The sequence below is a fragment of the Shewanella sp. SM20 genome (genome assembly GCF_025654545.1).
In the GTDB taxonomy this organism is placed as follows: domain Bacteria; phylum Pseudomonadota; class Gammaproteobacteria; order Enterobacterales; family Shewanellaceae; genus Shewanella; species Shewanella oncorhynchi.
This window is the reverse complement of sequence record NZ_JAKKRK010000019.1, coordinates 21752-40005: the sequence shown is the minus strand read 5'-3', so window position 1 is coordinate 40005 and position 18254 is coordinate 21752. Positions and strand designations below refer to the sequence as shown.

At 46.3% G+C, this 18254-nt stretch carries 13 protein-coding genes; 6 read left to right on the top strand and 7 right to left on the bottom strand.

The features are described 5' to 3' along the window. Positions 1-42 precede the first annotated feature (42 nt). From L5M18_RS09815 to L5M18_RS09805, 3 genes are all read left to right on the top strand, one after another. A complete protein-coding gene (locus tag L5M18_RS09815) occupies positions 43-1182 on the top strand; it encodes a polysaccharide deacetylase family protein (protein ID WP_263138088.1) in 1140 nt (379 codons plus the stop codon). Between the two features lie 213 nt (positions 1183-1395). Next, the gene (locus L5M18_RS09810) at positions 1396-2172 is read left to right on the top strand and encodes a hypothetical protein (protein ID WP_105249748.1); all 777 of its coding nucleotides are present in this window, start codon (positions 1396-1398) and stop codon (positions 2170-2172) included. A 129-nt stretch (positions 2173-2301) separates the two neighbouring features. Then, complete coding sequence (locus tag L5M18_RS09805; RefSeq protein WP_263138089.1) at positions 2302-2706, top strand: DUF3224 domain-containing protein; 405 nt, start codon at positions 2302-2304, stop codon at positions 2704-2706. A 285-nt stretch (positions 2707-2991) separates the two neighbouring features. Here the strand turns inward: L5M18_RS09805 and L5M18_RS09800 are convergent, their stop codons facing one another. Then, a complete protein-coding gene (locus L5M18_RS09800) occupies positions 2992-3546 on the bottom strand; it encodes a BON domain-containing protein (RefSeq protein ID WP_105249747.1) in 555 nt (184 codons plus the stop codon). A 276-nt stretch (positions 3547-3822) separates the two neighbouring features. Next, a complete protein-coding gene (locus L5M18_RS09795) occupies positions 3823-4278 on the bottom strand; it encodes a hypothetical protein (RefSeq protein WP_028760642.1) in 456 nt (151 codons plus the stop codon). 246 nt (positions 4279-4524) lie between these two features. Between L5M18_RS09795 and L5M18_RS09790 the strand changes: the two genes are divergently transcribed. The 3 genes from L5M18_RS09790 to L5M18_RS09780 all read left to right on the top strand — a co-directional run bounded on the left by L5M18_RS09790 (position 4525) and on the right by L5M18_RS09780 (position 7954). Beyond that, positions 4525-5895, top strand: coding sequence for a sigma-54 interaction domain-containing protein (locus tag L5M18_RS09790; RefSeq protein ID WP_028760641.1), 1371 nt, complete (start codon positions 4525-4527; stop codon positions 5893-5895). 109 nt (positions 5896-6004) lie between these two features. Then, positions 6005-7081: a major royal jelly family protein gene (locus tag L5M18_RS09785; RefSeq protein ID WP_263196760.1), complete on the top strand. Its 1077-nt coding sequence runs from the start codon at positions 6005-6007 to the stop codon at positions 7079-7081. Between the two features lie 213 nt (positions 7082-7294). Continuing rightward, positions 7295-7954, top strand: a complete 660-nt coding sequence (locus L5M18_RS09780; protein WP_263196759.1) for a hypothetical protein — start codon at positions 7295-7297, stop codon at positions 7952-7954. 50 nt (positions 7955-8004) lie between these two features. Here L5M18_RS09780 and L5M18_RS09775 read toward each other — a convergent pair whose 3' ends face one another. The 5 genes from L5M18_RS09775 to L5M18_RS09755 form a co-directional block, all read right to left on the bottom strand. Continuing rightward, positions 8005-9684: a diacylglycerol kinase family protein gene (locus tag L5M18_RS09775; RefSeq protein ID WP_263196757.1), complete on the bottom strand. Its 1680-nt coding sequence runs from the start codon at positions 9682-9684 to the stop codon at positions 8005-8007. A gap of 144 nt (positions 9685-9828) precedes the next feature. Next, positions 9829-10023 carry a hypothetical protein gene (locus tag L5M18_RS09770; RefSeq protein ID WP_028760637.1) on the bottom strand — a complete coding sequence of 65 codons (195 nt, stop codon included), beginning with the start codon at positions 10021-10023 and terminating at the stop codon, positions 9829-9831. 23 nt (positions 10024-10046) lie between these two features. Then, positions 10047-10223 carry a DUF1328 family protein gene (locus tag L5M18_RS09765; RefSeq protein ID WP_028760636.1) on the bottom strand — a complete coding sequence of 59 codons (177 nt, stop codon included), beginning with the start codon at positions 10221-10223 and terminating at the stop codon, positions 10047-10049. A gap of 355 nt (positions 10224-10578) precedes the next feature. Further along, positions 10579-12225 carry an eicosapentaenoate synthase subunit PfaD gene (gene pfaD, locus L5M18_RS09760; RefSeq protein WP_263196756.1) on the bottom strand — a complete coding sequence of 549 codons (1647 nt, stop codon included), beginning with the start codon at positions 12223-12225 and terminating at the stop codon, positions 10579-10581. A gap of 119 nt (positions 12226-12344) precedes the next feature. Beyond that, on the bottom strand, positions 12345-18230 hold the full coding sequence (locus L5M18_RS09755) for a beta-ketoacyl synthase N-terminal-like domain-containing protein (RefSeq protein WP_263196794.1): 5886 nt from the start codon (positions 18228-18230) through the stop codon (positions 12345-12347). Positions 18231-18254 lie beyond the last annotated feature (24 nt).

Here is an 18254-nt window from a genome sequence, read left to right as displayed (position 1 = left end):
ACTAACTTATTCATCTTTAAACATTATTTATAGGATGAAATCATGAAACTGAAATCGATAGCCGTTGCAGTTGGGCTTTGTGTTGCGAGCTTGAGTACTGGCTTAAGTGCGGCCTACGCCAGCGATAAAACCATTTACCTTACCTTTGATGATGGTCCAATTGACGCGACCTTAGGGCTGTTAGATGCGTTAAAGGATGCCAATATTAAGGCGACGTTCTTTATTAATGCGTTTCATATGTATGGCGAAGGAGATGAAAACGAGGCATTAGCGGCTGTCGCCCTACAACGTTTGCTAGACGATGGTCATATTCTGGCAAACCACAGTTACGATCATATGCTGCATAACTGCACTGATGGCGTGCAATCTGGGGCGGCATATTGTAATCAAGTTGGACTCTGGCCTGTAAAATCCTATCAAGATGCGGCCACCGATTTCACCTATTTTGTGACGAACACGGCCAAAGTGGTTGAACTTATTCCTAATGCCGCCAGTTATCCCAATAACAAGATGACTAAGTTGGCACGTTTGCCTTACACCAATGGTTGGCGAGTGACCAGTAAACTCAAAGGCGACGGCTTGTGTGCGACATCCGATACAGTGCCGCCTTGGGACCCCGCTTTTGCTTGTACCGCAGAAACCTCGACCAACAGTTCGCAAGTTGCGGTGCAAATTCAAAACATGCTCGCTGAGAGTGACTATAAAATATTTGGCTGGGATCTAGACTGGGGACCAGAGGATTGGGGGGTTGCTTTTCCTGCTGAATCCATGGCCGATGGGGTTGAGCTGGTGGCAAAAGTCAATCAAGTGATCAACACCTGCGCAGGAACGACGATGAATCCGCTTAACAGTCGTACGCAGAACTTAGATTGTAGTGATGGTTTACATAACGGGAAAGTGGTTATCTTGACCCACGACTTCCTGTTTGAGAATGCTCACCGCGGACAAGGTGCAACCATCAACTTGCCTAAAATTAAGCGTTTTGTTGAAGAAGCTCAACGTCAAGGGTATCGTTTTGATACGCTAGATAACTATGCCCCTGCTTGGCAGGAGCAGCATAATTATCAACTACCTGAGTTTGTGTCCTATCAAGATAAAATCTATTCCCTAGTGCAAGCACATTTCTCCCAAAGCAATTGGCAACCGAACCAAACCCCAGCCTTGTGGAAAAACGAAAAGTAGTGATGTATTGGGCTGAGTATTTACTCGGCCCATCATATTTGTCGAGTAAAAGGCATGTTGCTGAACTTAGCCTGACAAAATTCAAAATAGCGGCATTTTTTACACTTTACCCACTTCGCTTTAACTCAGTATCTGTAATACTGCTCCGACATTGATTTGAAGTTTATCGGTGTTAGAAAAGTAGCGCATAACGAGCGCGATTGGGGAGAGAAGATGAGTACGTTTGTAAAATTAACCATAGCGGCAACCTTAGTGGTATTAGCCTTACTTGCTGCGGGTATTTACCGTTTCAACATGACCAATGATGATATTTATATGGTGATGGAAGATGGACAGGTGATGCAATACGATGAAGCCATGGCGCATGAAAAAACTCAGGCTCAGGCGAATGAGATCGAAACTGTGACACCTTTTGAGGTAAAGCCTGTGGCGAATGCATCGGAAGTGATGCTCAAACTCTTTAGCTTAAATACCGCCAATCCTGTTGAAATAACGCTGCCTGAGGGCGGCAAGTCCGTTGCATTGACTCATTTTATTAAGATCAAACAAACAGAGTTTGCTATGGGCGACTACCAAGATGGTGAGGTAAAAGGTCGAGCATTACTTGATTACTTACGCATTACACCGTTAAATTTCGATCCAGCTCTAGAGCCGGACACCCAAAGTGACGCACCGATTCAAGATGATCCTAAAATGCAAACTATGCCCTTTGTGGCGCCCTTTATTGTGACGACTCAAGGTTCAGGCGTATTTTGGTATCTTGGATTGTTTAATCTGGATTTTAAACACAATAGCTTGAAACACTTAGGCAGTGTCATGCTTGGCGATCGAATCGAAGTTGATAGTATTGAACCTGTTTATCCTTTTGAAGCCCCATTCAAAATTGCTGTGACTTATCGCGATAGAGCGTCTGACCAACCCATGTCTGAAAGCCCTGAAATAGTCAAAACCATAGAGATGGTAGTGAGTGAGACCAGCATACATAAGTAGCGTGTAAATGCCATTATGGATCTACGCAGGCTTATGCTAAGTTGTTTTTCGGTCAGTGGGTGATGTTTGCTTCAATAGCAAGCGTTAGCAGGTAATAGGTCAGCATAAGATTTCGACAAGGAGAGTGTCATGCAAGTTAGCAAAATCACTGGGAAATTTGATGTTAAGCTCACTCCTGATAGCCCCTATGCTACTGGTATTGGTGGTGTGACGTTAGGACGTATGGGCTTAGATAAAACCTTTTATGGTGAGCTTGAGGGTCGCAGCAAAGGGGAAATGCTCAGTGCTATGACGTCAGTCAAGGGCTCAGCTGGCTATGTGGCCATTGAACAAGTGGTTGGTAATTTGTGCGGTAAGCAGGGCAGTTTTGTATTACAACATTTTGGCATTATGACCGATGGACAAAATCGTCTGATCTTAGAAGTGATACCCCATTCTGGGGCGGGGGAGTTGCTGGGGTTAACTGGCACTATGACCATCAATATTGAGAATGGCCAACATTTTTATGCATTCCAGTTTGGCTTTGAAGCTTAGTTTGACTTTGAAGCTTAGTTTGGCTTTGAAGCTTGAGTAACGCCTGCGTTTTAGCTCAGTTTTCTGTAACTCTTCTCCTTTATGATCATTCGAGTCATCTTAATTCACTCCTCTTAATTTAAGTGAGTAAGTCTTTTCGATTGAGTCTGAAAATGGACATAAAAAAACCAGCTGAGGCTGGTTTTTTTGATTCTTTTTTCATAAAGCACTATCGAACCTTGAGTCTAGATCGGCGTGCTGTTACTTAAAATACGTTTAATTTAAAAAATGCCGTTGTCGCGAGAGTTAAGACACTTTTTTAACAACTTTAATTTTATCAACGACCTTTTTCACATCGTCGGTATTTTCGGCAATTTTCAGTGCTAGTTGACGTTCGGCATCGCTGGCAACTTCACCTTTCAATGTCACTATGCCATTGGCAACATCCACATTAATTTGGGTGCCGGATACGTCAGTTGAAAACAGTAAACGCGTTTTGATGACAGTGGCAACTTTAGAGTCAGTTAAGGTGGCAACAACTTCACTGGTGCCTTCTTTTTCATTCATCACAGTGAGTTGGTTATCGACATCTTTCACCCCATCTAAACTCTTGATGAGCTCTGTGGCGAGGGCTTTATCCACACTGCTTTCCACTTTACCTGTTAACGTCACTTTACCATCTTTGACATCTGTAATGATGTCGAAGGAATTGAGATTCGTGTTGAGCAGTAAAGTGGTTTCTGCTTTACCATCGATCCACGCATCCTTGGTTCCGCCTTTCCAATCTTGGGCGGCAGCCACATTTAAACTGATTGAACCGACAAGTAAAGCCACTAGTACTGATGCTGTTGTAGTTTTCATAATCATATCCTCCGTTGTTTTCTCGAAGCTAGATAATGCGCCAATCGTGCCAATGTTTTTAAGGTAATGATTTTTAATGTTTTAATTGTTTTATTTGGCGTTTTTATACCTTAGCGTTTTCCTTTTGGTCGGTCTTTTTTACCGACAAAATGTAATTTTTTCTGGCATGCTGAGCCATCATTCGAGCATAAAAAACCGCACTCATCAGTGCGGTATTATGTCTGTAGTAAAAGTGGAGGGGAGTCGGTTAAATATGGCTCACTTAGCGACAGGGAATTAATGGTGATTGAGCGATCCCGTACCGTCGTAACTCATTTGCAGCCAAGCGGCACCCTCTGCAAGTTGGTTTGCAAGTTGTGGCTGATGCGCTTGCCTTACTGCTTGTTTTATTTGGATTAGCACTTGCTGCTCTATATCGACAAGGGCGGTCATAGCCTGCGAAATTTGGCACTGTTGCAGCAATTCTGTTGCTTGAGTATAAGTGACGGGCACGGTGTGACTTAGGCCATTAATTGGCTCGTCAGCCAAACGTCTCAGCTGTTCAAACCGAGTTAACATTCGTTGGTGGATGTTAGCTTTGGCGGAAAAAACACGCTTAAGATTATAGTCTTCGACATACCTCCTCGCTTGGTTGTAAAATGTGAGTCCTTCCTGATTCAGCTTGATGATTTCATCGATCAACATGATATCGGCGCGGATATCAGTCTGATGTTGCACAACATTAGACTTCATTATGGGCCTCCTAATGCCAGTGTTCGACATAGATTGTTTAACTGCTTGGGTAAACTGATTTCGTTTCGTTCAGCTACCATGCATATTCTGTTCTCGTTTTTAATGATATTTTAACAGGCTGATTTTTAGACTGATATTCTCAGTTCATCGAGATATCATCTTAGAACATCGGCAACTATTACCGTTGCTGTTGTTAAAATTTCATGGCTGACATACAGTAGTTTTTCATACAGGGAGTAGATACGCATGGCTCGACTGACACTTTTTTATCACTTGCAGGATGTTGGCGCCGAGCAAGCAATCATCGAACTTGCTGGCGCTGCTGACTTTAATAAGCTACGCAGTGTCGATGACTTGCCTTGGATAGAGCAGCTAGGGGCAAATCACGTCGATGTTGCCATTATTGAGTTATCCAGTCTTAGTCGTGAAGATTACCTTGTGCTGCTGGATAATGCGGCCATGTCAAATATTGAGTTTATTTTTCTCTCCGATGGTCAGCCAAACCCTAATCTTGATCAGTTAATGTCTCATTTTGCTGGTTACCACTTTCGCAAACCTTACGATATGCCGCTAATCAGCGAAATTTTTGCTGATTTTGCACAGTATTTAGCGTCATCGCCTAATCGACTGCATCCTTTTGCTAGCGAGCTAGACCAATACGGTTTGCTTGTTGGTTCATCAGCTCCTATGCACAAGCTATACCGCACAATTCGTCGCGTCTCTGCTACAGGCAGTAATGTGCTGATTATTGGGGAAAGTGGGGTCGGGAAAGAACTGGTTGCTAATACCATACATCTTGCCAGCCCTAGGGTAAACGAGCCTTTTATTGCAATTAACTGTGGTGCATTAAGCCCTGAATTGGTCGACAGTGAGCTGTTTGGTCATGTCAAAGGTGCATTTACGGGGGCGAATCGCGATCACAAAGGCGTATTTGAACAGGCTGAAGGCGGAACCTTGTTTCTCGATGAAGTCACTGAAATGCCGATTGATCATCAAGTGAAGTTACTCAGAGTGTTGGAAAATAGCGAGTATCGTCCTGTGGGTGGCGACAAAGTGCAACGTGCAAACGTACGTATTGTGGCAGCGACTAACCGTGATCCCATAGTGGCGATAGAGGCTGGGTTATTTCGAGAAGATTTGTACTTTCGTTTGGCTCAGTTTCCCATTCGCGTTCCGCCCTTACGGGAACGTGGCGAGGATATTATTGGGCTTGCGCAGCATTTTCTTGCCTATCGTAACGTGGCCGAAAAGCAGAATAAGAGCTTAGCTGAAGACTGTATTCAGATGATTGCTAAGTACCCTTGGTCTGGTAATGTGCGCGAATTAAAACATGCTATTGAGCGAGCCTATATTCTGGCCGATCAGGATATTTTACCCAGCCATTTACAGCTACCTCAGACGAATGAAGTGGGTTTATGTGGTGGTGAACAAGTTGTTATCCCCCAAGGCATGCGCTTAGATGATTTAGAGAGAATCGCTATTTATCAAGCACTAGAAACCACTCAGGGTAATAAAACGGATACCGCCGAACAACTGGGGATCAGCGTTAAAACCCTCTACAACAAGCTCAGCAAGTACGAGCAGCAAGTCGAGACCGGTGAAACGACTGCTGAATAAACATTAATTATCAAATTAATATTGAAACAGAGCTAAACTTTATACTCTTTTTTTTGTAAATAATAACTCCTATTCTACAGCCCTTAAACAGAAAAAGCGGAGATAGAATATGAAACACTTATTAACAACAGCATTATGGCTTTCTTTGACAGCCAGTAGTTTTGTGAACGCCACCCCAGCAGTAGGAAGTCTTGAAACAGTCGCTGAATTGCCAATACGACCTGGCAATGTCAGCGTCACTGCACAAGGTCGGATTTTTGCCACAGTACATCCATTTGATACACCATCAGGTTTGCAATTGATTGAAGTTAATCGTGAGACCAACGCTTATAAAGCTTGGCCTTCAATGGATTTGCAAAAAACATCGACAGCCAATACTGCTCAATTTGATACCTTATTAGGTATTGCTCAGGACAAGGCTGGACACCTCTGGACCGCAGATATGGGGTTAGAATTAGGCCCGACAAGGATTTGGGGATTTAACATTAAGGACGGCAGTCTATATAAACAAATCGTCCTACCACAAACTCTCGCGCCTAAAGGCAGCTTTATGCAGGATCTGGTTGTCGATTCACAAAAAGGCTGGATTTATTTAGCCGATATCGCCAACCCTGGCCTCTTAGCGGTGCGTATCGACGATGGTCATACAATACGTTTTTCAGGTCATAGCTCGCTGCAGGCCGAAACGGATGCAGTAATGAACATAGATAACAAAACAACATTGTTTAATGGCAAAGTCGCCAGTGTCGCGGTCAATCCAATCAGTTTATCTGCCGACGGAAGTACACTCTATTATGGTGCAATGAATGGCACTCACTGGTATCAGTTATCGACTGCGGCTTTACAAACAGGCAACGATGATAAAATTATCGCCACGGTAAAATTAGTCGGAGCTAAGCCTGTATCAGATGGCGCAGCAACGTCCAAACAAGGTAATCATTACTTTACCAATTTGAACCACAATGCCATTTCCATGCTAGATAACAAAGGCACGCTAACAACAGCGGTCAGTTCTCCACTACTGGATTTTCCAGATAGTGTGCAATTTGGTGAAACAGGCTGGTTATATATTTCAGTGAATCAATTGCATAAAGCAAAAGCCTTTAATGGAAAAGCCGAAACCGCCAAACCGCCTTACCGTATCATGCGACTCTGGACCGGTGAGGATACTGCTGCGGGTCAATAACACCTTAGCTGCAACTGCAAAGTTGCAGCTTATATTTGCAGTATGAGTTATATCGCAACTGTTTATTTACGTTGATGTGAGTCTTTGGTTTAACTCGAAAGCGTCTAGAAATGAGTTAGGTGTTGATTGTGCAAACTATCAATGCCTTTTATTGTGACTGGCACAGGTCAATATTGAATGGTGAGATAATTTTTGGAACAAGGAACAAGTTCAGTGAAATTCAATCAACCTTCTAAAAATGCATTTTATATTCAAACTCTGAGTACTCAGTACCGACCTCTATTATGGCTGTTTGCTGCTGGGTTATTACTGCTTGGTTTACTCTGCGCCAGAGCAACCTATTTACAACCCGATCCGATACTACAGCTCGTTCTCGGCTGGGTAACACTGTTTCTATTGTTACCCGTGTTACCGACTGCGTTTGTTCAGCAACAGTGTTGGTTAGATGTCGAACGACAACAATTGTGGCTTGGCAAAGGCGTTATTAATGGCAAATCGCTTGGCTTATGGCGCTGGCGGTCCTATGCCTTTTCGGATATTCACTCCGTGCAACTCTATCTGCTGCAAACAACCCATTGGCACCAGTTCGAGCGTAATCGCCAAGCAGAAGATATCGTTGAGCATTATCTCGCTTATCTACAATTGCAGCAGCCTAAGGGCGCGCAACTAAAATTGGCTAACAGCACTGATAGAAAGGAATTACAACAAGCGTTGCAGCAATGTGCGCAGGCAATAGACTGTAAATTTCAGGATTTTAGTAACACCACTCAAAAATCACTTCCCAAAGGTAGTGAATTTAATTTCATGCGGGTACTGGTTCTGCTGGTTATATTTATTTTGTTGAATATTTTATATTTTTTGTTCGTTCTATAAATGCTCAGTCATCCAGCCTAAAAAGTTAGGCTGGATGTCCTCCACAACGATCACTCATCTTGCCCAGTGGTTTCCTGATAAGGAACAAACACTTTAAGAGATGCTGGCTGGACTTCAATAGTGAGATCCGCTGGCTCAAATACTTCACCATCAATCACATATTTACACTTAGGCTGGCTGCTGATAGTGACCTTTTTAGCATGGGCATGATGGACTTTACTTGCACTCGCTTGTTGATCTCGCACATTTTTATTGCCTTCTTTCATCCATCCTGCAATCGCTAATTCAGCGAGGCTAAGCAACTGCTCTTTGGGTTCATCGCCAGCATCCAACCAAGTAATGTCGAGCAACCCGTCGGTCATGTTTGGTTCGCCATCGCCCTGCGCCAACACGCTGGTAAACGGTGCGGCATTGGCAACGATTAGGCTATGGGTCGTCAATGTTGTGGGTTTTGCATCATCTAAGCTGAGCTGGATGGTTAAAGTGATATCGGCATTCACTGCGCGCCATAAGCCATCGAGGTAGGCAAACTGGCCGAGAGCATTTTTACGCTCACGGTTTGCGGATTCAATCATTTGTTGCTCAAACCCTATGCCTACAAGCAACAACACTAACGCCTCATTACAACGCGCGGTATCAATGGCTTGGCAATGCCCTTGAATAATATTATCCAGCGCCTGAGAGATAGGAATAAGCTTACTGCCTAAACCAAAGAGGGCATGACTGAGGGCATTAGTTGTGCCAAGAGGAATGATGCCTAAGACGATATCCGTATCGACGATTTGAGAGGCCACTTCAGTCACAGTACCATCGCCACCACAGGCGATAATGATATCAGCGCCTGCATTACGGGCTTGCTCGGCGAAGACATTTGCGGTTTCGTCTGCTGTTGTGAGTTTTAAAGTCAGGTCAAAATAGGCTTTGAGTTCATCTTGGATTTGCTCGCGGTATTCTTGCCATTTCCCGCCACCAGAAACTGGGTTGGCGATAATCCACGCCACTTTGTGGATGTTAATTTTCCCTTGACTGAGCATGCGATCTAGCGCGCGTAATTGCCATTTGTTTAAGCCAGCGGTTTTGCGGATTTGCTTTATCTGTTGCAGTACTTCGGCGAAGTGCTGTTGTTTATCTTTACAAACCAAATAAGCGGCGAGTACAAGCACTGAGCGGCCACGACCCATAGCACAGTGAATGAGTACCTGTTTATTGGCGCGCACTTGGCGGTGCAGCCAGTTAACGGCTTGATTGAGTTGGGCGCTGGTCGGTACGCTATGGTCGAGGATGGGAATATTTAAATACTCGATATGATCTTCAAATTGCGACCAATCTAAGCCATCAAATTCAGCGGTGACATCCAGAATGGCAGTGATCTTATTGGCTTTAATCGTTTCCAGATCTGCGGAAAAGAGTCTACAGCCGAGATACAGATGTTCATCAATCCTCTGCATGGGCGGTACTGAATCGTATTTTCTGGCCCAGTGATTATAGAGTCGACTGCCTAATAAAAAGGGAATAAAACCCCAACGAATATACCAAGGAATAGTGCCATCTTGGCGTTTTCTAAAAATACTGGCGAGATTAAACCAATAGGCTGAACCGACTAAAAACAGTGACAGACTTGTCCATGCACAAATGAAAGTGAGCAGGGGAGAAGTGTCTGTTACTGCAAAATAGGCTAACAATACTGCACCTGCAGTGTACAAATATTTGATGTGGATCTTCGTTAGCATGCAAGTCCTCCAATGCCATTGTTCTTGGTTAAAATCGTTGCACTTGAATGGATAGATGTCGAGATGAGAGATGCAGAAATGAGCGAGTCTAAACCAAAAGGGTGGCAGTAGACGAGTCTATTGCCACCCTAAAGTGAGGTTTGTTTAGCACTTAGTATCTTTAGCTTTAACACCTTCTTTGACTTCTTCACAGGCATCTTCGATGGCATTACCTGTATCAGTCATTACTTCATCGATTTTTTCGCCCGCGTCTTCGGCTTTGTTATCACTACAGGCCGTTAAACCTAGGGCGAGTAATAATGCGAATGCAGCACTTGTCATCAGGGTAAATGGTTTCATATCTATCTCCTTTTCTAAAAAAATTATAGTCGCGGTGATTTACCCTTAAGGGCATTGATCAGCAGAGAAATCACTAATAACACAATAAATATGAAGAAAATGATTTTCGCTATTCCCGCCGCTGCGCCAGCAATCCCAGCAAATCCTAACAACCCGGCAATCACGGCAACAACTAGAAATACTAATGTCCAACCTAGCATAATAACCTCCTGCCCTTGTATTAATCCTTCTCATGACCGTTTGTGTCACTTGTAAGGTAACGGCTAATGGCTCTTACTTGATTGCGATCTTAATGCCAACTTTAAAAATTTTAAGTAGTTAATTGATTTTAAATATAATTTAAATCATTTTATTTAAAATGGTGTGAGTGAATTAAAAGAGGGGTAGGCAATTTTTACCTAAGCTTCGGTAAGAGTTTCAGCCTAATACGTTGAATCAAAGACTGTGAGCTGATGTCGTCCATAAGTAAAGACAAATAAAAGCCGACACTGTGAGTTTGTGTCGGCTTGAAGATATTATGATCTTATAATACAAGATGATAGGAGCTAAATACGTTTAAAAACGATTTAATGGTTTCCAGCGCTGCAGGCTAACTGGAATGCTCGCGCCTTGGGATAACAGCAAGTTAATCCGGGATTGATACGCCGCGCCCACCATTAAATGTTTGGCTAAATCCACCGCATTACGGGCCTTATAGTCATCTAAATAACTGCCTTTCGCCCAAGCATTAAATGCACCTAGCGCTGGGCCTGCCCAAATTTGGTAATCCATTTCGCGGCCGACTTCACCTGTGTTTGACCAGCGGCTCGAAAGACCTAAATACCAGCGGAAAATCAATGCCATCTTACGTTTTGGGTTATCCAGCGCGCGCTCGATTTGCTTGGGATCGCGCTCGTTAAAGTGGGCGACTGTGCCAGCCCAAATGTCATCGAGTGATGAGCGGAACACTTGCTCTTCGAGCTTTTTACGCTCGTCCGCAGGGATGGCATCAATCGAGTCGTAACGGGTGTAGATTTCATAAAGCTTATTGGCGCGCATCGGGAACAGAGTGCCGCGCTTAACCACTTGTAATTTCACGCCCATTTCGAACATATCGGCGGCAGGCGCCATAGTCACATCGGCCATTTCTGTGGTGGCGAGTAACTTACGGGTGTGTTCGCTGGCGCCCGCTTCGACGCAAGCTTGGTTGATAGAACCTGTGACGATGAATGCCGCGCCCATGTTGAAGGTGGCTAATGCTGCATCGGGTGTACCGACGCCGCCGCCTGCGCCAACACGGATTGGCGTTTTATATTGATATTTAGCTTGGATTTCATCTTTTAGTGCCAAAATTGTCGGCAATAGCGTGACCAATGGACGATTGTCGGTATGGCCGCCAGAGTCGGCTTCGGCTGTTATGTCGTCCGCCATTGGCACAAGTTGCGCCATCGCCATTTGATCTTGGCTGATAAGGCCATCACTTACTAATTGCTGGAGGATTTTGGCAGGCGCCGGCTCCATAAACTTAGTCGCGACTTCGGTGCGGCTGATTTTGGCGATAACTTTGTTGCCAATGACGATGTCGCCATGTGCGTCGCGGCTCAAACCTGCGGCGCGGTAATAGACGATTTGCGGCGTTAAACCTAAAAATGCCGAGGCTTCGACCGTGCGCACTTTATGTTTTAAAAACAGCTCAACGCTGCCGCGCTCTAATGCGGGCTCGCTTGGGCTGTGAATTAAGTTAAAAGCGTAAGGGCCATTGGGCAGCGCTGCTTGAATGCGGGTAATGGCCGCTTCAACACGGGATGGAATTAACCCCGCCGCGCCAAATGAGCACAAAATGCCCGCTTGGCCAAGGGCGATAACCAGTTCTTCCGAGGCAATACCGTTTGCCATAGCGCCGGCGTAGTAAGCGTATTTGACACCGTGGACGCGGCGAAAATTACTGTCGCCTAAACTTTGGGTGCCAAGGGCAGGGGCAAAGGCGCTGACAGGGTGTGAGCCCAATGGCGCTTGGCTGTCACTGGTGGTCACTTCGGCCGTTTGCGCTATGCCTAAGCCTTTTTCACTGTGATTGACTAAGTAACAGGCTTGGCTTAAATCTTTGAGTTTTTTGCCTAATGAGTCGATATCAAAGCTCAGCGCTGCATCGTTGACTTGCCACGGCCAAGGGCTGAGTTTTTCGTTATTACTATTGAATTGATCTAGAGTATGGCTAGTCATCTTGGGTCTCGTTTTTAATGCTGCTGCGTTGCTATTACTTGAGTAAAAAGTTCGGGTGTAAAAAGCCAACGCAGCGGCAGGATTATTTTTAAGTGATTCAATAAATAGAATTTACCGCATTAAGCTTCTTCAATACAGATGGCGATATCTTTGACTTCATAAATCCGCAGGCCATCTTTACTCAAATTGGCATCGCCCATAATGATGCGTTTGCCATTGTCGTCTGTCACGCTGGTAATGTGCACATCCAGCGACATCTGCTTGTTTAATGGGTTAATTTGGCCGCGATACTTCCATTTGATATCCGACAATATCTGGCCAAATTTTGGACTCTTAAAGCCTGCGCCAAGGTCTTGGTCAATCGCATAGGTTTGCATCAGCTCGATAATCGCTTCAACCCCTAATGAGCCAGGCATTACCGGATCTTGATGGAAATGGAATTGGAAGAACCAATCACTCGGGTCAATGGTGCGCTCGGCGTATAAATAGCCAAGGCCCGCTTTACCGCCGGCTTTCACGATTTCGGCCTTGTCGATAAAGTTAAGCTGACCGCCCGCTAAACGGTAATGCGGCTGGCCTTGTGGGGCGTTAAAGCTGCGATGCTGTTTATCTAACAGATTGATTTGGCTATCGGCGGTTATACCATTTTGCACATGCCAAGGCTGAGTTATTTTGCCGTTGTCTATGCCGAGTTGGTTTTTCAGCGCATCGCCCTTGAAGTAACCAAACACCGCTTTACCTTGGTAGAAAGGCTCGCCATCGCAGCTTAGCTCGAAGCTAAAATTCTGGATAATGTTGCTACCTGCAATCACAGTCGATAATAGACGTGAGTCGTTCACTATGGTTTTGCCGCGTAAATCCACATGGCGCAGCAACTTACCGCTACCGTCTAAGTTACGGAAAAACAGCTCTTGGCCGGGGAAGCCCAAGGTGGTACCCATATAGCCTGAGATAAAGCCGTTTGGCTGCAGTGATATTTCCATCAGCACAGAATAGGGCATCACAGCATGATGGCTGTTTTTAGCGTAATACCAAGCGTTTGCGGGCACTTCGTATTCAGCGATACACGATGATGGCTTTTTCAGCTCGCCGCGTTTGCCGTCAATCGCAATGACACGAGTCGTGAGCTGCAAATCACCGCAGGGCGTACGCGGTGGAATTAGGCCGCGATAGATGCTGAAATCGGGGCCGAAGCAGTTTTCGATATCGCCCGTGGCAAATTCGAACATGTGATACGGCGTGAACGGCAGGGTATCGGGCACGCGGTTGGCATACTTTGAATCCGCTGGCGCGACGGGCGCAGCTACATGCTTAAGCGGTACTACGCCTTTGTTGGTTGGCGCAGTTAAATCGGGCAGCTGCGCCATCAGCGGCGCGGCTGCTGTGGTTGTAATCAGTGAAGTATTCGTATCGTTATCCGTAATATAACGAGTGCATTCGGCTTCTTCTTTGATCATCACCCCAAGGTTTTGGAAATCCACCACTACTTTACCATTGAGCAGAATATCGATATTCGCCTTCGCATAGGGGCGCGGGCTCATGCCGATTTCGGTGATTTCCATGCGATAGGTGAGCAGGCCTGATTGCGGTAACACTTGACCGCGACAACGCACTTTTTGTGATGCGTTTTCGAGCGGTTGGAAACGACCATCTTTAACACCGAGGTGCATACCAATATGCAGCATAAAGAATTGCAGTAATTGACCACAACCTTCGGCCATTAATGATCCCGCCATCACTTGGTCGCCCTTAAAATGACATGGGAAATACCAATGATCGGCTTCGAGCTGCTTATGGCCTTGCACTGAGCCTAAGCCCCATGCGCCGCCATGCACCTCAAGATTGCTGACTTGTTCAATCATCAGGAATTTTTCAGAGGCAAAACACAAAGAGGGCTGCAAACCGTGTTGGGCTTGATGCGCCGCATGGGCGCCGCTAAAACAGCCACCGATATCGGCGCCGAGCAATTTATGGATTTGGCTGTAATCAAATTGGCTTTGCGCGCAATCAAGCAGCGGATTAAAGCGCTGTTTATTCGGATTATTCAAGGCGAGGTTGCGCGCTTTGATTTCAGCTTCGGTGTGAATAACGCCTTTACCGTCGGCCAGTTCTTTATCGGTGAAGAAGCCGGCACAGCCGCCATCCATTTTAAGGATCAGCTTGTCACCCACGAAACATTCGTAGGAGAAGAAGAACAACAAGGTATCGCCATTGCGGGCAAAGTGATTGATGGAAATGTCGTAGCGCAGGGTGTCACCACCGCGCGGTAAGTCGCCAAGGAAGGTCAGGGTGCAATCGAGCAGGCGATAAACGCGCTCGCCCTTGTTTTCAAAATCGATACCTAAGTAGCTGATCAGCATCAAGTCGCATTGACCCGATTCGACCGCCACGGCCCAAGGGATTTGGCCATCGACCAAATACGGCGCGTCCACAGGAATGTCGTATTCCGTGGTCATAGTGCAAGGCTGATATTGGTTCATCTGGGCGTTTAATTTCGTTACCCGAGATACCAGCAAATAGTCAGTCGTTGGCAGGCGTACACGACGCGAATAGCTGTCGATAATGGCATAATCTGGGCCAAATACTTTAGCAATATCACCTTCGGCGTACTCGACTAAATCCGCATAATCCCAAATGCAAGGCTTGCTTATCGGTGTTGGCGGCGTGTACTCAGGCACTTTTGCATGATTGGGATAAAGCACTGGATGTGGAAGAACCGCTGTCGCAGATGCCTGAACAATGGCTTGCTGTTGTACTGGCGCAGCTTGGCCATTGACGGCTAACTCGCTGGCAAGCTGGGCTTTCATCAAGGCATCGGCTAGTTTCAAGCCTTCAGCACGGCTTTGTAAAAAGGCTAAATGGGCTTCACGGGCGAGTTGCTGATTGCTTAAAAATGCCGCGTCTTTTAGCTCTGCTTGAGTGGCGTTTTTATTGGTGCTTAGGGCATTCATTGGCATGCTGCTTAATGTCTCTTTTTGTTGAGCCGTGGTTGGGCTGCTTGTTGCAAAGCGACTCGTGTCTTTGCTCGCTATTTGGGCCAAATGTTTGCGTTGGCTGCGCGCTGGCAGTGCTGTCATGGCTTGGGCTTTTTGTTGTATAGCATCAAGGCCTGCGAGCGGCGTATCTAGGATATGCTGATAGATATCGCGGCCACCGAGCGTTACTTGTTTTATTAAGTGTTTTTGCTCAGAAAGCGTTAAATCTTGTTCAAGCCTTTGCTGCAAATTGTATGCTTGCGTGGCACTTTGGCTGAGCAGTAACTGCGAGCATTTACCTTGGCTAAACGTGGCAACGAGCGCGTGCTGCTGAGCTTGAGAAGAATGCTTGTTAAGTTGCGCTTGATTTTTAAGCTGCACCTGATTTTTAAGCTGAAGCAGCGCGCTCAAAATACTCGCCATTCCCGCAGCGGCAAAGTTGTGGCCTAGGGTATCAGCGGCTTGGCTGCGCTCACTCACACTCGGCAGCAGGGTATTGAGTACCTGCTCTGAATCGGCAAGTTGCTCAACCGCAATACTGGTTTCAATCAAGCTAATCTGGCTGCTATTCACCTTGGCTTGGGTTAGCAAGTCATCGCAAATACGCACAGTGTTGCTATTACCTTGTATGTCACAAATCGCGCCAAATACTTGGCCGCTGATGTGACCATAACTGTCGCCATAGCTGCTATTGGCATTAGCATTGTCAGCGGCATTACTTGGCTGGGCTGCACTTGATTGCGCTGTTGTGAGCACTAACGCGCCAGCACCTTCACCGACTTTCCAGCCTGCGTCAGTGGCAGTAAATGCCACTGGCGATACGGCGTTTTTAAGGATCACTTGCTCTAAACTGCCACTTAAATCGACGGCGGCGATCACCACTGCATCTAAGGATTCTTGGGACAACAGGTTTTCGGCCACATCGATACAGCGGGCGACCGATTGCTCCGCCGCCGAAATGGTAAAAGCTGGGCCGTTAAAGTCCCAAAGGGATGCGATACGTGACGCCATGATGTTGCCAATAAAACTGGTGTATTGGTTCAGTTTGGCGGCATCGAGCACACTGTCCATGGCGATCTTTTCAAGGGCGAGATACTCAGCTTGTGTGAGTGTTATCCCTTGTTTTTTAAGGCTGTCGGCCAGTTGAGTGTGTAGATTTACGCGGCCACGGAACTGGTGTAATTCCAGTTCAGTTTCCATCGCTACTAATACAGCAACCTTGCCACCGGGCTTTAAGTTGGCATCACGAATCGCTTCATCAGCCACTTTGATTAGCAGCAGTTGCTGGGAGATCAGGCGGTCATCTTCATTGGGCGGCACTTTAAAACGCAGAAAGTCAAAATCGAACTGGTCGATATACGCGCCCTGTGGTGCGGCTGCGAGGCCAGTTCCGCTTAAACCAAAGTTGGCCAGAATATCAGGGTGTTTGTCTAAGCCTTTCCAGCGTTTAGCGGGCAGCGGGATAAAGGCATGCTGCTTTGCGCTTATCGTGTTATCCAGTGCATTAATGGAGGATAAAGGCCCAAAGTGCGATGCTAAACCAATGATATTTAATGGCGTATGCTGGTAACTTACTGCGGCTTGTTCACTCTTTTTGTTTGTATTAGCAGCATAGGATTCCAGCAACAAATGCGCGTTACAGCCGCCAAAACCAAACACGGAAACACCGGCGTGGCGGCGGTCATTGCCGGCTTTATCTGGCCAAGCATGCAATTCAGTTGGCAGATTTTTTGCGCTAAACAAGCCCTTAGGCGAAGATATCGGCGCTGATAAGTTAATACTTGGCGGCAGTCGGCCCGAGCGCATGGCAAAAATCATCTTCATGATCCCCGGCATGCCTGCGGCGGTGAGTAAATGGCCTAAGTTGGATTTTGCTGAACCGATCAGCGGCACTGCAGAGCCAGCGAGTTTGTCCTCGAAGAAGCGCTCCATCGAGGCGAGTTCGACCTTATCCCCAAGCGGCGTGCCCGTGGCATGGCATTCAATCACTTCGATATTGGCAGGAAGTGTATTTGCCGCGCTATAGGCGCGCTCGAAGGCTTGAACTTGGCCCTTGCTGTTGGGGCTTAATACAAACTGGCCTTTACCGTCGTTCGATAAACCAATGCCGCTGACGACTGCGTAGATGTTATCGCCATCGCGCTCGGCATCTTCTAAGCGTTTTAAGACTAACACCCCTGCGCCTTCTCCGGCGAATAAGCCCTTGCTGTTGCTATCAAAGGGTGCCGAGATTCCATGATCAGGGTAGGCGTGGAAAATCGAGAATCCCATGTTGATAAAGAAGGGATCTGCGCCCGATACTGCGCCCGCAAGCATCATATCGGCCTTGCCTGTGGTCAGGTAATCGCAGGCGAGTTTAAGTGCGTAAACCGAGCTAGCGCAGGCGGCGTCCAGGCTTAACTGAGTACCACCTAAACCGAGTGCATCGCTGACTAGCTTTGAAGCTGTGTGAGCAACGGCGCCATTGGCGACGTTTAATGCTTGCTCGACGTTTAACGCTTCTCCAGCGTGAGCTTGGTTAAAATCAGCCAGTTGAAAAGCGCTTTGGTTAAGTTTGTTTTGCAGCGCCTTTTCAACGGTTTGATGATACAGAGGCAAAAACAGTTCGTTGGAGCGGGCGGTCGGGAACGACAAGGTTCCCATTACGATACCAGTGCGCGCCAGTACTGCATCGCTTGGGGCAATCCCTGCGTCTTGCAGGGCTTTACGACTGCAATCGAGTGCCCATAAAAAGCTTTCATCTAACCCGTCAAAGGCGGACTCAGGCAGTTGATAACCCTTGGCATCAAACTCAAAGTGTTGGATGTAGCCGCCCTTATCACAGTAAAAACGGTCAGACTGACCTTGCACACCTTGGTAATCGGCGGGATTGGCATTGAGCTTCTCGCGGCTGATTTTGGTGCGAGAGTCTTTTTTATCCAGCAGATTTTGCCAGAAAGTTTGAGGATTATCGGCGTCAGGATACTGAGTCGCGAGGCCGACAATCGCAATTTTTGATGCGCTTTTTGACGCACTTTTTGACAAAATCATAGGCACGGTAGTTTTATCAATAGT